Raw genomic sequence first — 16,879 nt, 5'->3', positions numbered from 1 at the left:
CCGCTCCCACATGGGATTGTATTCCACACTCCCGGAATCAGTGGCCGCTTGCCGCAGGCCCCGCCTTCGCCGTAAACGGCGGCTTCGCCAGCCACACCAGCAACATCAACCCCATGAACATCCACCCCAGCAACGTGAAGTAATCCACGGTGGACATCATGTACGCCTGGCTGGTGAGAATCTGGTCCAGCTGCGTATAGGCCTTCTGCCCTGCCCCGCCCAACGCGTCCAGCGCATTGCGCGTGGCCGAGTCGTAGGTGGTCATGTTTTCGCTCATGTACGCATGGTGCTGGTCCGCCCGGCGAATCCAGATCCAGGTGGTCAGCGATGCCGCAAAGCTGCCGCCCAGGGTGCGCAGGAACGTCGCCAGACCGGCGCCGTCGGCAATCTGGTGCGGCGGCAAATCGGACATCAGGATGCTCAAGGTCGGCATAAAGAACAGCGCCACGCCGATGCCCATGAACAGCTGCACCAGAGCGATGTGCTGGAAATCCACCTGATTGGTGAAGCCCGCGCGCATAAAGCAGCTCAAGCCAATCGCCAGGAACGCCAGGCCCGCCAGCAAGCGCAGGTCGAACTTGTGCGCGTACTTGCCCACGAACGGCGACATCAACACCGGCAAGATGCCAATCGGCGCTACCGCCAGGCCGGCCCAGGTCGCGGTGTAGCCCATCTGGGTTTGCAACCATTGCGGCAGGATCAGGTTGATACCAAAGAAGCCCGCATAACCCAGGATCAACACGATGGTGCCGATGCGAAAGTTACGGTAGGCAAACAGCCGCAGGTTGACCACCGGGTGTTTGTCGGTGAGTTCCCAGATGATGAACACCGCCAGGGCAATCACCGAAATCGCCGCACCAATGATGATGAAGTTGGATTCGAACCAGTCCAGGTCATTGCCCTTGTCGAGGATGATCTGCAAGGCGCCCACGCCGACGATCAAGCTCAGCAGCCCGACGTAATCCATCGGTTGGTGGCTGGTGACCACCGGGCGCTTCTTCAGCTGCGAACGCACCACCATCACCGCAAAGATGCCGATGGGCACGTTGATAAAGAAGATCCACGGCCAGCTGTAACTGTCGGTGATCCAGCCGCCGAGGATCGGCCCGGCAATCGGCGCCACCACCGTGACCATCGCCAGCAGCGCCAGGGCCATGCCGCGCCTCGCCGGTGGGTAGACCGCGATCAGCAACGTCTGGGTCATCGGGTACAACGGCCCGGCGACCAAGCCTTGCAGCACGCGAAAACCAATCAGCTCGGGCATCGAGGTGGAAATGCCGCAGAGGAACGAGGCCAGCACAAACAGGATCGTCGCCCAGAGGAACAGCTTGACCTCGCCAAACCGGCGGCTGAGCCAACCGGTGAGCGGCAAGGCGATGGCGTTGCTCACCGCAAACGAAGTGATGACCCAGGTGCCCTGCTCCGAACTCACGCCGAGGTTGCCGGAAATCGTCGGCAACGCCACGTTGGCGATGGTGGTGTCGAGCACCTGCATAAAGGTCGCCAGCGACAGGCCAATAGTGGCCATCAACAGGCTGGGTGGCGTGAAGGAGGCGTTATTGCTCATTAGCGTTGCACAGCCTTGGGCGCGGCGAGGCTGTTGTCATGGATCAACTGGGTGATCATGGCGTCGGCTTCGGCGAGTTGGCGGTCATACACGTTGGTGCTGAACGAAGCTTTTTGCGGCGCCTGTTGCGCCAGCACCGGGCCGCTCTGGTCGTGCAGATCCACGTTGACCACGGTGGACAAGCCCACCCGCAGCGGATGCTTGGCCAATTCCTCGGCATTGATATGGATGCGCACCGGCACCCGCTGCACGATCTTGATCCAGTTACCGGTGGCGTTCTGCGCCGGCAGCAGGGCAAACGCACTGCCGGTACCCGCGCCGAGGCTGTCGATGGTGCCGCTGAACTTCACGTCGCTGCCGTAGATGTCCGACTCGATGTCCACCGGCTGGCCGATGCGCATATCGCGCAGTTGGGTTTCCTTGAAGTTGGCGTCGATCCACAGCTGGTTCAGCGGGATCACCGCCATCAACGCCGTGCCCGGTTGTACGCGCTGGCCCAGTTGCACGGTGCGCTTGGCCACGTAGCCAGTCACCGGTGCAATCAAGGTGCTGCGCGCATCCGTGAGATACGCCTGACGCAGTTGGGCGGCGGCGGCCTGCACGTCCGGGTGGGACGAAATTACCGTGTCATCCACCAGCGCGCTGCTGGTCTTGAACTGTTGCTGCACGTTGGCCAGGGCGTTTTGCGCCGAGGTCAGGTCATCGCGAGCGTGGGACAGCTCTTCCTGGGAAATCGCCCCGCCAGCGGCGAGGTTCTTACGCCGGGTGTAGTTGTCCTGGGCCTTTTGCACGTTGGCTTGCTGCGCCAGCACCTGGGCCTTCATGCCATCGACGTTGCTGTACAAGCCACGTACCTGGCGCACGGTGCGGGCCAGGTTGGCTTGGGCACTTTGCAGGCCGACGGCGGCGTCGTTCGGGTCGAAGTTAACCAGCACCTGGCCTTCGTGGACCAGGTCGCCATCGTCGGCGCCGATGCTGACCACAGTGCCGGTGACCAGCGGGGTGATTTCCACCACGTTGCCGTTCACGTAGGCGTCGTCGGTGCTTTCGCTGAAGCGCCCGTAAAGCTCATGCCAGGCCCATACGCCGGCGACGCCAAGGATGACGATCAGCGCCAGGCCAATCAGCATGACCTTGCGTTTACGTGGGTTGTTGTCTTGCGCTGTTGCGGTGTTGCTGTCGGCAGTGGCCATGACGATTACCTCAAATTATTCCGTACGCGTTGCTGGGGTGGCCGCGGCCACGTTTGCGGCGTTGAACCCGCCACCCAGGGCCTGCATCAATTGAATCGACAGATCGATCTGCGCCGCGTTGAGCGTGGCCAACTGGCGCTGGGCCTGCAGCAATTGCTGCTCGATGCTCAGCACATCCAGGTAGTTGCCGACGCCGGAGCTGTAGCGCTGCACGCCGGTGTCGTAGGACTGCTGGGCGATGTCGGCGGCGTGTTGCTGGGCCTGGATCTGCCGTCCGGTGTCGCGCAGTTGGGTGATGGTGTTGCCAATGTCACCCAAGGCTTGCACCAGGGTTTTGTTGTACTGGGCCACGGCCAGGTCGTAGTCGGCGTCGCGGGCATCGAGGTCGGCGCGCAGGCGGCCGCCGTCGAAGATCGGCAGCGAGATGGTCGGCGCAATGCTGAAGAAACGGCTGGCCGAACCAAACATCGCATCCCCCAGCAACGACTCGGCCCCGGCGCTCGCGCTGAGGTTGAGGTTGGGGTAGAAGCGGGTTTTGCTCGCGGCGATGTTCTTGCTCGCGGCCTCGACACGCCAGCGCGCCGCGATCAGGTCGGGACGCCGGCCGAGCAGTTCGGCGGGCAGTACCGACGGCACGGCGACGGCGCTGGGCTTGAGCACGTTGGGACGGCTCAGTTCGCCGCCCCGGTCGGGACCTTTGCCGAGCAATACGGCGAGGGCGATCTTGGCGCTGGCCAGTTGTTTTTCTGCGTCGATCAATTGCGACTGCGAGCTGGCTTCCAGGCTTTCGGTCTGCTGGTACTGGTATTGGCTGTCGATGCCCGAATTCAGGCGACGCTTGCCGAGGTCAAGCATCTGCCGGGTGCGCTTGAGGTCATCGTTGGCCAGGTCACGCACGATATGCGCCTGGCCCAGATCGCTGTAGGCCTTGGCCACGTTGGCGGCCAGGGTCAGGCGTGCGGCCTGCTGATCGACTTCGGCGGCGCGGGCCTGGCCCAGCGCGGCTTCCCAGGCGGCGCGCTGGCCACCCCACAGGTCGAAGTTGTAATTGAAGCTGGCGCCGATATTTCGCACGGTGGCGTAGGCATCGCCCTGCCCCAGCGGGTCTTTATCCTTGGCCAGGCGCGAGCGGCTGACACCAGCGCTGGCGTCCAGGGTCGGCATGCGCGCGGCATCGGCGGCAAACGCAGCAGCTTCGGCCTGGTGGGCACGGGCGCTGGCGACTTGCATGTCCGGGCTGTTTTGCAGGGCCTCGACGATCAGGCCGTCGAGTTGTGGGTCGCCGAGGCTTCTCCACCAGTCTGCGCTCGGCCAAGCGGCTGGCGACAGCGTCACGCCGCTCAGGGATTTACCGGTGTGCAGGGTGTTGGCGTCGAGGCGCTGGCCCTGGGTGTCGAGGCCGCTGAAGTTGGCGCAGCCGGCCATGCTCATGGCCACCAGCACCAGGCAAAGGGCACGTGTGTTCATTCTTTACCTACCCGCAGCAGGGTGATGGAGTCACCTGCGGCTATCAGAATTTTCTTGAGGATGCGTTCCAGATCTGCCAGTTCGCCAGGTTCCAGGGAGCCGGCCAGTTGGTTCAGGGCTTCGGTGCCAACGTGGGGCAAGGTGTCCGCCAGTTTCTGGCCTTCTGCCGTCAGCACCAGCTGCACTTGGCGGCGGTCCTGAGCTGAGCGTTGGCGTTCGAGCAAGCCCTTCTGCTCCAGGCGGTCGAGCATGCGGGTCATCGAGCCGCTGTCCAGCGACAGGTGGCGACACAGTTCGGCCGGGGTATCGATGCCGTAGAGCGCCATGATCACCAACACCTTGAACTGCGCGGCGGTGATGCCGTACGGCTCCATATGGGTGTCGATAATTCGGTCTTTGAGCAGTGCGGCGCGGCCCAGCAACAGGCCGAGGTGGCAGTTGTGGAAGTTGTCGGGGGTGAAGTGTTTCATTGGGAAGTCACCTTATTACTGCCTAAGCAGTGAATGTGTGACGAGATGTTACTGCTTAGGCAGCGAATGTCAAATGGAATAATTAGCTTGCTTGGTATTTCAGCGGAACGGTTCTAAGGATCGTCTGATTTCTCCTACACTCCCCCGTCCCTACAGTGCCGGGATGCGATTAAAGAACGTCCTCCATCAAATCAGTCCGGTCCTCTCCACGCCCTATGCCGCACGCCGCCTCTTGCGCGTGTTTGCCCTGGTGTTGCTGGTGGGCATTCTCGGCGGCGTGTACAGCTTTTTGCTGTTCACCTTCAACAATGAAGTCTCCCAGCGGCGCAGCTACATGAGCAGCGCCATCGCCGAGGCGCATACCTTTTTCACCACCCGCGAGGCGCTGCTGGAGAGCCTCAGCCTGTCGGCCACACGCAAGGCCGAAGTGAGCCTGCCGGTCTCCGATGAAGAAATCCGCCTGCTGCTGGGGCAAACGCCGGGCCGGCAATGGAGCATCTGGCTGACCCAGCGCATGCGCGATTATTTGCAGGCCAAGCAGCTCAACCTGCTGTATGTCAGCAGCGCAGCCCAGGTGTCGCGGCTGTACGACACCACCCCGGCGGCCGCCGACTTCCCCCCCGCGATGCTCGGCCAACTGCAAGCCCTCAAACATCAGGACGCCTTGCGCGAACTGTGGCTGACCCACGCCAGCGACGGGCACTCACAGTTGTACATCTTCATTCGCCTGGACGAGCGCGACCCGGAGTCCGGCTGGCTCGGCCTGGAAATGGACGACCGCGAAGTCTCCAATGCCCTGAACGACCACAGCGCCGGTGAGTTCACCATGTTCAATGCCCAGGGCATGCCGCTGTTCACCAACAGCCACAAGCCCCCGCCCGGGCAACACCTGCCGCTGCTGCGGCAACAGGACTTCTTTGGTTTTGTCGGCAACGGCTGGCTGCCCGAGCAATTGGTGTTGCGCAAACAGCTGAAATCCTCGGACTGGCAACTCACCTACTCCATCGACCTGCGCGCGGTGCTGTGGGCCCTGTGGCCGCAAATCAGCGGCGCGCTGTTGTTCTGCCTGCTGAGCATCAGCCTGGTGTGCCTGCTGACCCGGCGCCTGGAGCACCGCTTTATCAAACCCGCGATCCACCGCATCCAGGCGCTGGTGGAAAGCGAGCTGTTCAGCCGCGACGTGATCCAGACCGCCCCTGTGGCCCTTTGCGTGCTGCGCCGCACCGACGGCCAAATCGTGCTGGAAAACACCCTGGCCCAACACTGGCTCGGCCACAGCAGCGCGCAACTGGGCGCCGGCTGGATCAATGGCGCCTTCGACCCGACCACACCGCGCCTCACGGACTACTTCGAGACCGCCGATGGCCGCCATCTGTACCTGAGCTGCGCACCCACGCGCTACAAAGGTGAAGACGTATTGCTCTGCGCCTTCAGCGACATCAGCGCGCGCACCCAGATCGAAGCCGCGCTGGAACAGGCGCGCCAGGCCGCCGATACCGCCAACGAAGCCAAGACCCTGTTCCTCGCGACCATGAGCCATGAAATCCGCACCCCGCTCTACGGCGTGCTCGGCACCCTCGAACTGCTGGCCCGCACGCGCCTGGACGCGCAACAGAAAAGCTACCTGCGCGCCATCGAAGGCTCCTCCGCGACCTTGCTGCAACTGATCTGCGATGTGCTGGACGTGTCCAAGATCGAAGCCGGGCAACTGGCCCTGGAGTTGAGCGAATTCTCCGTGCCCGCCCTAGTGCTGGAAGCGGTACAAGGCTACGCCGCCGCCGCGCACAGCAAGGGTTTGCAACTGTACGCCTGCCTCGACCCGCATTTGCCGGAACGGCTGATCGGCGACGTCAGCCGCGTGCGGCAGATCCTCAACAACCTGCTGAGCAACGCGGTCAAGTTCACCGACTCCGGGCGCGTGGTGCTGCGGGTCAAGCTGCTCAGCCGCGAGGGCGAGCGGGTGTGCCTGCAATGGCAAGTCTCGGACACCGGCAAAGGCATTGCGCCGGCCGACCAGGCGCTGATTTTCGAGCCGTTCTACCAGACCGAAGGTAACACCAACGTAGTCGCGGGCACGGGCCTGGGCCTGCCCATTTGCCTGCGCCTGACCCACTTGATGAACGGCACCCTGCGCACGGTCAGCGAGCCCGGCCTGGGCAGCAGTTTTTCCCTGACCCTGCCGTTGGAGCAACCCTGCGCCAGTGCAACGGCTGCACACCTGAACGAGCTGGCGGCAGAGATCGTCTACGTGATTTCGCCGGTACGCGAACTGGCCGAGAGCGCCTGTGGCTGGTTGCGCCGCTGGGGCGCCCGCCCGCAGATCGGCGTGCCGTCTTGCCTGGCGCTGGCCGACACCGGCGTGCTCCTGGAACTGCATCCCGGCCCCATCGACGCATCCTTCAGCGCGCCTTGGCACGGGCCCCGCGTGATCGCCAGCGGCGAGGGCGCGTTTGCCCCGCAGTTCACGGGCGGCGGCTGGAAGGTCAACCTCAATGACCTGCAAGCCATCCAACAAGCGGTGCACCAAGCCCAGGGTGGCCAGGTGGCCCTGCCGTCGGCGCCAGGCGATCTGCGCGACCTGCGCCCGTTGCACCTGCACATCCTGGTGGCCGAAGACAACGTGATCAACCAACTGATCCTGCGTGACCAACTCGAAGAGCTGGGTTGCACCGTGGTCTTGAGCAGCGACGGTGAAGAAGCCTTGTCACGCTGGCACGACGGCGCCTTCGACATCGTGCTCACCGACGTCAACATGCCCCGGCTCAACGGCTACGAACTGGCCGAAGCCCTGCGCCACCTGGGCTGTACCACCCCGATCATCGGCGCCACCGCCAACGCCCTGCGCGGTGAGGACGCCTTGTGCCTGGCAGCTGGCATGAACCAGTGCCTGGTCAAACCTTTTACGCTGCGAGCCTTGTTCAGTGCCCTGGCTCCCTACGAACGAGTCGTTTATGAAGCCCTGTAGCATCCTGATTGTCGAAGACCATCCCTTCCAACACCTGTATTTGCAGAACCTGTTCAACGAGCTGGGGGATTTTCACCTGGAGTGCGCCAAGGACGGCGAAGAAGCCTTGGCCTGCCTGAAAAAGCGCGACTATGACCTGGTGCTCACCGACCTGCTGATGCCGGGCATGGACGGCGTGCAATTTATCCAGGGCCTGGCCGCGCAACCCTCGCGACCGGCGCTGGCGATCATGAGCGCCGCCTCCCGGCGCATGCTGATGGGCGCCAGCCTGGTGGCGAGCAACCTGCAAGTAAAGGTCATCGGGCTGATTTCCAAACCGGTGAATGCCGCCGCCCTGCGCTGCCTGATCGACCAATTGCAGGTGCTGCGCCATATGGCACCGGCCGAGACCCAGCCCGGCATTGATCGCCAAAGCCTGTTGAACGCCCTCGATAACGGCGAGCTGCAAGCCTGGTTCCAACCCAAGAAAGCCCTGAACAACGGCCGTATCGTCGCCGCCGAAGCGCTGGTGCGCTGGATCCACCCCGAGCATGGCACGCTGCTGCCGGGGGTGTTCTTGCCCGCGCTGATCGCCTTCAACCTGGAAGAACGCTTGCTCTGGCGGATACTCGAACAGGCCATCGCCGCCCAGGCCACGTGGCGCCAAGAGGGCTATGACATCCCGGTCTCGGTCAACCTGCCCACCCACCTGCTCAACAGCCATGACCTGCCGGACCGCATCCTCGCCTTCGTCCACGCCCATGAGGGCCTGCCCGCGCGGATCTGCTTCGAACTGATGGAATGCTCGGTGCCCGATGACATCAGTAACTTCTACGCCGGCGCCTGCCGCTTGCGCATCAAGGGTTTCGGCCTGTCCCAGGACGACTTCGGCAAGGGCTACAGTTCGTACATGAACCTGGTGTCGGCGCCGTTTACCGAATTGAAGATCGACCGCGCGCTGGTGCAGGGTTGCAACGCCAACGAAGAAATGGCCCAGGCGCTCACCAGTATTGTCAGCCTGGGGCGCCAGTTGGGCCTGACCGTGGTGGCCGAAGGTGTGGAAACTGCGCAAGAACTTGCGCTGTTGCGTAAGATCGACTGCACTCAGGTCCAGGGTTTCCTGATCTCCCACGCCGTGTCTTCGGATCAGTTCCAGCAATTGCTGACCCATGACGGGCCGGCGAACGCGTATTGACCCGCAGCCGGCTGTTGACGTACGTCGCTTGCCACCGAGGTCATTGTGTCCAAAGGCTGCCCCCGCTAATGCCCCATCCCAACGCCTTCCTGGAGAAACTGGCGCGCAGTTCGTTGCGCCTGAACAAAGGCCTGATGGTGCTCGGCGCCCTGGTGCTGCTGTTGCTGGGCATCAGTTACCTGGGGGTGCAGCGCGTGATCGAGGAACAGCGCGATACCTTTCAGTTCCACTTCGCGCGGCTGATGGAAAATATCCAGGAACAAGAGGTCTTCCTGCAGAACATCTCGCGGGAAAGTGTCCAGGACAAGCTGGACCCCTCGACCATGCTGCCGCCGTTTATCCAAAAGCCGCTGCCCGAGGCAGGGCCGAATATCTTTGAAGGACGCGGGCTGCCGTTCTCCCTGCCCTACAGCCTGAAGATCAACCCGGACAAGATCGGCGCCGACCAATACCCCAAGGTCTTCGCCCTCGGCACCTACCTTTCCGCCTACTACAGCGCGTTCTGGGCGGCGTCGCACTACCAGTCGCCCCAGGTGATCCTGCTCAATGGCCCGGACAACTACGACGTGACCGTGCCCGCCGCCGGGCGCTTGCGCGGCGCGGGGCAGATCGCGATCGGCGCGCTGGTCGAGGCCATGGCCCCGTTGAACACGCGCCCGAACGGGCAAAACGCGCCAGCGCATCAGGTGCAGTGGCAACCCTACGCGGATGACAACGGTGCGCCCACCCTCCTGGCTTACGTCGATATCAACCTGGCTTCGACCGCCCTGGACATCGAGGGCGCCAATTCCCGGGTGATCGTGGCCTCGCTGCTGAAACTGGCGCAAATCAACAATATCGAGCGGTTGATGCAGTGGACGACCTACGATGAGTTCACCTTGATCACCCCCGCCGGCGCGGTGCTGACGGGCACCCTCAAGCCTGGCCAGGTGCTGCATGAAGGCGTCAACTTCACCCGCGACGGCCTGGTGTTCAAGCTGACCAGCGCCAGCGCGCAGCACTGGACCGCGATCTACGTCATCAGTATGGCGAGCTTCCTCGACTTCGCGCTGTGGCCCTTGCTGTGCCTGGTGGCCCTGGTGCTGGCGGCGCTGGGTTGCAGTCGCGTGGTCAATCGCTGGTACACCGCAGCGGTGGTGCTGCCCGCCCATCAAGCACACGCCAGCATCGCCGAGAGCGAAGCGTTCGGCCGCGCGGTGATCGACACCGCGCCCACCGGGCTGTGCGTGATCCGCCGCGACGATCACCGCGTACTCCTGGAGAACCAACGCGCTCAACAGTGGCACGACACCCGCCAATTGATCGAGTTGCTCGAGCAACAGCCACCCACCCAACCTGGCCAGGCGCACTTGGAGATCGACGGCCGCCACCTGCACGTGGCCTTTGTGCCCACCCGTTACCAGGGCCAGGATGCCTGGCTGTGTGCGCTGCACGATGTGACCCGGCATGTCGAAGACGCCGCCGCCCTGGAAGACGCGCGCCACGCTGCCGACTCGGCGAACCAGGCCAAAAGCCGCTTCCTGGCGACCATGAGCCACGAAATCCGCACCCCACTGTATGGCGTGCTGGGCACCCTGGAATTACTCGGCCTCACCCCACTCGCCCCGCGCCAGCAGGATTACCTGCACACCATCCAGCGCTCCTCGGCCACCCTGTTTCAACTGATCAGCGATGTGCTGGATGTATCGAAGATCGAGGCCGGACAGATGACCCTTGAACACCAGGACTTCTGCCCGCTGGAGCTGATCGAAGACAGCGTGCGCACCTACAGCGCCTTCGCCCAAGCCAAGGGGCTGCAACTGTATGCCTGCATCGACCCAACGCTGCCCAACCGCCTGCGCGGCGACCCGCTGCGCATTCGCCAGATCCTCAACAACCTGCTGAGCAATGCGATCAAGTTCACCGATTACGGCCGCGTGGTGCTGCGCGTGCGGGTGGCGGAACAGGGGGACGGTCAGGTGGACCTGCAGTGGCAAGTGAGTGACTCGGGCGTCGGTATTTCCCAGGAACAACAGCAACAACTGTTCGACCCGTTCTATCAGGTCAACGATGCCACCAGCCAGGCCGGCGCCGGGTTGGGCCTGGCAATCTGCAAATGGTTGTGTGAGTTGATGCACGGCCAGTTGAACCTGGTCAGCGAGCCCGGGCTGGGCAGCAGCTTTACCCTGCAACTCACGTTGGCAGGGGTGCCGGGCGACTTGGCTGACTGCCCCGTGTTCAGCGCAGGTGCACCCGCCGTCTACGTACGCGCGCCGGTCGCCGAGCTGGCGCAGCACGTCACGGGCTGGCTCAACCGCCTCGGCCTCGACAGCCGCCTCGTGACGGCGGAACCCGCGCCCGACGCGGCGTTGCTGGTGGACCTGCTGCCCGCCGCCAACAGCCCACCCTGGCCGGGACCACGGGTCATCGCCGAGCCCGGCGGGCCGAACCCCGCGCAACGCGCCGGGGCAGATTGGGCCGTCGACGCCCATGACATCCGTGCAATTGCCTGGGCGATTGATTTGGCGCAGCAAGGTGCCAGCCCCAGCCGCCCCGCGCCGTCGGCCAAGCACCACGACCTCAACCTGCACGTGCTGGTGGCCGAAGACAACGCGATCAACGCGGCGATCATCCAGGAACAACTGGAAGCCCTGGGCTGCGCGGTGACGCTGACCGCCAATGGCGAACAGGCCCTGGCCCAATGGCTGCCGGAGCGGTTCGACCTGGTCCTCACCGACGTCAACATGCCCGTGATGAACGGCTACCAATTGACCGAAGCCCTGCGCCAGCAAGACGCCACGCTGCCGATTATCGGCATCACCGCCAACGCCCTGCGCGAAGAAGGCGAGCGCTGCGCGGCCGTCGGCATGAACGCCTGGATGGTCAAGCCACTGAACCTGGCCACCTTGCGCGCGCAGCTGGAGCAACATTGCCAGATCGCCCTGCCAGCGCCCGTCGAACTGCCACAGCTATCGCCGAAAATGCGTGAGTTGTTTGTCAGCACGCTGCGCCAGGACGTCCACACCACCCTGGCGGCGCTGAACCTGAACGATGCCAACGCCGTGGCCCAGCACCTGCACAGCATGGCTGGCGCCCTGGGCGCGGTGCAGGCTGCTGGCATGGCCACCGCGTTTGTCGCGTTGGAGTGCCGCTTGACCGGCATGGCCATCACCCCTGCCCTGGCCCTTGAAGTCCGGCAGAACCTCGCGCAGCTCAATGCTTTGCTTGATGCCCTCGAATCATTTCACTCTGGATAAACACCCATGGAAATCCTCAACGTAGTCATCGCAGACGATCACCCCATCGTGCTGGTCGGGGTCAGGGAGCTGATCGAGCGCAACGAGCGCTTTCGCGTGGTCGGCGAGGCCGTGTGCTCCAGCGCGTTGATCAGCCTGTTGGAGTCCACTCGCGTGGACCTGGTGATCACCGACTTCAATATGCCCGGCGATTCGCCCTACGGTGACGGACTGAAACTGGTGGAGTACCTGACGCGGCACTTCCCCCACGTGCGTGTGCTGGTGCTGACCATGATTTCGAACCCGTTGATCCTGACGCGCCTGCAAGAACTCGGTGTGCTGGCGGTGATCCAGAAGCACCAATTGCACGACGAGATCCAGGCAGCGCTCAAGGCGATTGCCCGGGGCAACCCGATTCGCAACAGCGGGCCGGCGCCCACATCAGTGATCGAGTCTGGCGCGGACTTGAATGAACGCTTTACCCGGTTGTCGCCCAAGGAACATGAAATCCTGCGGTTATTCGTGGGCGGGCAAAGTGTCAACGAGATCGCGCGAAACTTGAACCGAAGTGCCAAGACCATCAGCACCCAGAAAGTGGCAGCGATGCGCAAGTTGGAAGTTAGCAGCGACCGGGACTTATTGGCTTATTGCATAGAGCGCAACTTGTTCAACTAGCACTTAGTCAAACACTTTAGCTTCTAAGGATCGTCTTATGTCCAACTAAACACCCGCGCTATATCGTGTTGTTTCAACTCCCTGTATGGAAAAACAACATGAAACAGCTTTCTCGGACACTGATGGCCCTGTCGATCTTCGCCGCTGGCCATGCGTTCGCCGCCGAACCTGGCACCCCCACCAAAGCCGGTAGCGGCACCATCAACTTCACCGGTTCCATCAACAACGATGCCTGCTCCGTTGAAGGCGTCGGCCTGAACAAAACCATCTCGGTCAACATGGGCGAAGTGTCGATCAAAGACATGGGCACCGCCACCGCACCGCAAGGCAGCGGCACCCTGAGCGCCGAGAACTTCGACATGAAGATCAGCTGCAACGCCGGCACCAAAGTGGCGATGTTGTTCGAACCAAACAAAGGCGCAGGCACGGGCGTTGTGACCGGTACCAAGGTACTGAAACTGATCGACGGCCTGGGCGCCGCCAAGAACGTCGGTATCGCCCTGCTCGACGCCAATGGCGCACTTATCGACCTGAGCACGCCGGCCACCGCGAAGATCGAAAACACCCTGCAAGACAGCAACACCACGCTGAAATTCTCGGCCGCCTACGTCACCACCGCTGATGCGGCAACGGCTGTGGCCGGTCGTGGCGACGCCACCCTGCCGTTCACCCTGCAATACGAATAAACCGCGCGAACCCCAGGCGCAGTGCAGGGCCTTGCGGCCCTGCACTTTCATCAAACAGCGCGGTAGTCATCATGTTTAAACGTCACTCCCTGTCCCTCTGCATGGGCCTGTTGGGCCTGCTCGCGGCCAGCCAGGCCACCGCTGGCATTTCATTGAGCAGCACACGCCTGATCTTTGACGGCAGCCACAAGGAAGCCGGTAGCACCGTGCGCAACAACGGCGACGCGGTGCTGATCCAGTCATGGGTCGACACCGACAACACCCCGAACGCACCGTTTGCCGTCACCCCGCCCCTGGCGCGGGTCAACGGCCTGGAGCAACAACTGTTGCGGGTCATCTACGAAGGCGCAGGCATGCCCGCCGACCGTGAATCGGTGGTGTGGCTCAACGTGCAGGAAATCCCTCAGGCGTCGAAAGTGCAGAACACCTTGCAGCTTGCCGTGCGCCAGCGCATCAAAGTGTTCTTCCGCCCGGCGGGCATGAAGAACGAGGCCTACCTGGCACCGACCGAGCTGATGTGGAGCCTGGCCGAACGTGCCGGCAAGCCGGTGCTGGTGGTGACCAACCCGGGGCTGTATCACGTGTCGATTGCCGAAATCACCCTGCAAGCCGGCGGTGTCAAAGAACACCCTTTTGATTCGATGATGATCGCCCCCGGCGAACAAAAAGAGTTCAACCTCAAGCAACTTAGCCGGGACAGTTCACCAACGTTATTGTTCAGCAGCATTAATGACTATGGCGCGCAAGACCGCTATACCGCACAACTTTCAAGCAGCGCCGACAGCCGCGCCACGTTGAATAAAGAATCGCCATAACCCGTCTGCCATTCTGGCAAACGCACTTTCACTGTATTTCTCTTCGCTCCGTTAGTTCGTATCGGAGGTGATATAGGGTTCCTGCATGTTTTTAATCAAGCGCAATGGATGGTCGCCGCTGCTGGTTGCCCTGGGTTTCAGCACCGCGTGCCAGGCCGAAGGCGATGAACAGTTCAATACTTCCTTTCTGCAAGGCGCGGCCTCCTCGGTCGATCTGCAATCGCTGCTGGCCAGTAGCAACGTCCTACCCGGTAACTACCGGGTGGACTTGTATGGCAACGAAACCCTGGTGGGCCGTCGCGATATCGACTTCCGCCGCAACCCCGGCAACGGCAGGATCGAGGCCTGCCTGACCCTGGACATGGTGCAACAGCTGGGTGTCGATATCGCCAAGCTACAGGCCAGCGGCAAACTCGTCGGTGATGACCCAAATGCCTGTCTCGACCTGCCCGCCCTGATCCCCGGCGCCAGCATGCGCTACGACGTGCCGCGCCTGCGTCTGCTGGTGAGTGTGCCGCAGATCGCCATGGAGCGCGGCCGCCGTGGCTACGTGGACCCGGCGCTGTGGGATGCCGGCGTGTCGGCGGCGTTTATCAACTACCAGTTGAGCAGCAACCGCAACAGCACCGAGGGGCAAAACACCCTGTCCAACAACCTCGGCCTGCGCAATGGCATCAACCTGGGCGGCTGGCGCTTGCGCAACGAGTCGAACTTCAACAGCAGCACCGACCGCCCGAGCACGTTCAAGAGCAACCGCAGCTACGTGCAACACGACGTGACCGCGTTGAAGGGCCAGTTCAGCGCCGGGGATATTTTCTCCGACGCCGACCTGTTCGACAGCGTGCGTTATCGCGGGGTCAAGCTGGGCTCCGACGACGGCATGCGCGCCGACAGCGAGCGCGGCTATGCGCCGATCATCCGCGGTATCGCGCAAACCAGCGCCACCGTGGAGATCCGCCAGAACAACTACATCCTCTACACCGCCAACGTGCCGCCAGGCCCGTTCGAGATCAGCGACATCTACCCCAGCGGTTCCAACGGCGACCTTGAAATCACCGTGATCGAAGCCGATGGCAGCCGCCGGGTCACGGTGCAGGCGTTTTCCAGCCTGCCGATCATGGTGCGCGAAGGCCAACTCAAATACAGCCTGTCGGCAGGCCAATACAACAGCAACAGCGACGGGCAACAGTCGCCGCAGTTTGTCAGCAGCACCCTGGCCTACGGCATCAGCAGCAACTTGTCCGGCATCGTCGGGGTGCAGGCCAGCCAGGACTTCCAGGCGATGTCCGTGGGTGTCGGGCGCAACACGCCGATCGGCGCCGTGTCGCTGGACATGACCCACTCCGCCAGCCGCACCTTCGGCCAGGCCGTCACGGGTAACAGCCTGCGTGCCTTGTATGCCAAGACGTTTACCGGCACCGACACCAGCTTTACCCTCGCCGCCTACCGTTACTCCACCGAGGGCTATCGCACCCTCACCGAACACGTCGAGGAACTGAGCAGCGACGGCCAACGGCGCACCGGCAACTCGAAAACCCGCACCGACCTCACCGTCAACCAGAGCCTGGGCCGCAACCAGCAATTGGGCAGCGTCTATGTGAATGCCAGCGACCAGCGCTACTGGAGCCGTGGCGGTTCGCAAAGCCTGTCGGCGGGCTACAGCAACTATTGGGGCCAGGTGAGCTACAACGTTGGTGCCACCTACACCAAGGATGTGGGTAACACCGGGCCGTCGAACAATGACACCCTGGTCAACCTGTCGTTGTCGTTCCCGCTCGGCTCGACCCCGCGCGCGCCGCGGGCGTTTGTCTCCTCCAGCACACAGAAAAACAACGACACCACCCAAGTGGGCGTCAACGGCTACCTGACCGACGACAGCGACACCTATTACTCGCTGCAAGGCGGCAACAGCAGCAGCGGTGGCAGCACGGGCTCGGCCAACCTCAGCACCCGCACTTCGGTGATGGATGTCAGCGCCAGTTACAGCCAGGGCCGTGGCTACAACTCGCAGAGCCTTAATGTGGCCGGCTCGGTGGTGGGTCACGGCGGCGGGATCAACCTGGGACAAACCGTGGGCGAGACCTTTGCGCTGGCACAAGTCGAAGGGGTGACCGGGGTGAAGATCGGCAGTTTTTCCGGGGCCAAGACCGGCAGCAATGGCTATGCGGTAGTGCCCAATGCGCAACCCTATCGGGTCAACTGGATCAGCCTCGACACCCGCGACCTGGGGGTCGACATCGAGATCGACAACGCCACCCAGCAAGTGGTGCCGCGACGCGGTGCCGTGGTGTTGGCGCGGTATGTCAGCAAGACCGGGCGACGTGTGCAGTTCGCACTGTTCGATGCACAGCACAAGCCGATTCCGTTTGGTGCTTCGCTGGAAGACACGGCGGGCAAGCAGATGGCGATTTCCGATCCCAACGGCAAGGCGCTGGCCTTGGTTGAGCAGGATACGGGCACGCTGGTGATCAAGTGGGGTGAGCAGCAGTGCCGGGCATCGTATGCGTTGGGAGAACGCAACAAGGCGTTGAATTATGAGCGGGTGAACTTGACCTGCCTGCCACAACCCCAAAGCCACCACTGAACAACTGTGGGAGCTGGCTTGCCTGCGATAGCGGTGTATCAGTCACCGATTAAGTGACTGGTAGATCG

Annotated in this window: 11 protein-coding genes; 7 read left to right on the top strand and 4 right to left on the bottom strand. The window is 62.9% G+C overall.

The window, feature by feature from the left end; genetic code table 11:
- Positions 1-37: 37 nt before the first annotated feature.
- The 4 genes from J1G37_RS16715 to J1G37_RS16700 are packed head-to-tail and all read right to left on the bottom strand — an operon-like array spanning position 38 to position 4,697.
- Positions 38-1,567 (bottom strand): DHA2 family efflux MFS transporter permease subunit, encoded by a 1,530-nt coding sequence (locus J1G37_RS16715; RefSeq protein WP_207043492.1) that lies wholly within the window; start codon positions 1,565-1,567, stop codon positions 38-40.
- The gene (locus J1G37_RS16710; RefSeq protein WP_207043485.1) at positions 1,567-2,760 is read right to left on the bottom strand and encodes an efflux RND transporter periplasmic adaptor subunit; all 1,194 of its coding nucleotides are present in this window, start codon (positions 2,758-2,760) and stop codon (positions 1,567-1,569) included. The genes J1G37_RS16715 and J1G37_RS16710 overlap by 1 nt, the downstream gene beginning before the upstream one ends.
- Before the next feature lie 15 nt (positions 2,761-2,775).
- Complete coding sequence (locus J1G37_RS16705) at positions 2,776-4,227, bottom strand: efflux transporter outer membrane subunit (protein WP_207043479.1); 1,452 nt, start codon at positions 4,225-4,227, stop codon at positions 2,776-2,778.
- Complete coding sequence (locus J1G37_RS16700; RefSeq protein WP_017734195.1) at positions 4,224-4,697, bottom strand: MarR family transcriptional regulator; 474 nt, start codon at positions 4,695-4,697, stop codon at positions 4,224-4,226. Before J1G37_RS16700 ends, J1G37_RS16705 begins: the two co-directional genes overlap by 4 nt.
- A gap of 163 nt (positions 4,698-4,860) precedes the next feature.
- Here J1G37_RS16700 and J1G37_RS16695 point away from each other — a divergent pair, with 163 nt between their 5' ends.
- The 7 genes from J1G37_RS16695 (at position 4,861) to J1G37_RS16665 (ending at position 16,811) form a co-directional block, all read left to right on the top strand.
- A complete protein-coding gene (locus tag J1G37_RS16695; protein WP_207043476.1) occupies positions 4,861-7,662 on the top strand; it encodes an ATP-binding protein in 2,802 nt (933 codons plus the stop codon).
- Positions 7,649-8,836: an EAL domain-containing response regulator gene (locus tag J1G37_RS16690; RefSeq protein WP_207043475.1), complete on the top strand. Its 1,188-nt coding sequence runs from the start codon at positions 7,649-7,651 to the stop codon at positions 8,834-8,836. Before J1G37_RS16695 ends, J1G37_RS16690 begins: the two co-directional genes overlap by 14 nt.
- Before the next feature lie 68 nt (positions 8,837-8,904).
- Complete coding sequence (locus J1G37_RS16685; protein WP_207043473.1) at positions 8,905-12,072, top strand: hybrid sensor histidine kinase/response regulator; 3,168 nt, start codon at positions 8,905-8,907, stop codon at positions 12,070-12,072.
- 6 nt (positions 12,073-12,078) lie between these two features.
- On the top strand, positions 12,079-12,726 hold the full coding sequence (locus J1G37_RS16680) for a response regulator (protein WP_207043471.1): 648 nt from the start codon (positions 12,079-12,081) through the stop codon (positions 12,724-12,726).
- Between the two features lie 98 nt (positions 12,727-12,824).
- Positions 12,825-13,412, top strand: a complete 588-nt coding sequence (locus tag J1G37_RS16675) for a fimbrial protein (protein ID WP_207043469.1) — start codon at positions 12,825-12,827, stop codon at positions 13,410-13,412.
- A gap of 71 nt (positions 13,413-13,483) precedes the next feature.
- The gene (locus J1G37_RS16670; RefSeq protein WP_207043467.1) at positions 13,484-14,227 is read left to right on the top strand and encodes a molecular chaperone; all 744 of its coding nucleotides are present in this window, start codon (positions 13,484-13,486) and stop codon (positions 14,225-14,227) included.
- 85 nt (positions 14,228-14,312) lie between these two features.
- Positions 14,313-16,811, top strand: coding sequence for a fimbria/pilus outer membrane usher protein (locus J1G37_RS16665; RefSeq protein WP_207043465.1), 2,499 nt, complete (start codon positions 14,313-14,315; stop codon positions 16,809-16,811).
- The last annotated feature ends 68 nt before the right edge of the window (positions 16,812-16,879 follow it).

The sequence above is a fragment of the Pseudomonas sp. Marseille-Q1929 genome (assembly GCF_017316265.1).
Classification (GTDB): domain Bacteria; phylum Pseudomonadota; class Gammaproteobacteria; order Pseudomonadales; family Pseudomonadaceae; genus Aquipseudomonas.
The sequence above is the reverse complement of the archived record's forward strand: the minus strand, read 5'-3'. Positions and strand labels throughout refer to the sequence as shown.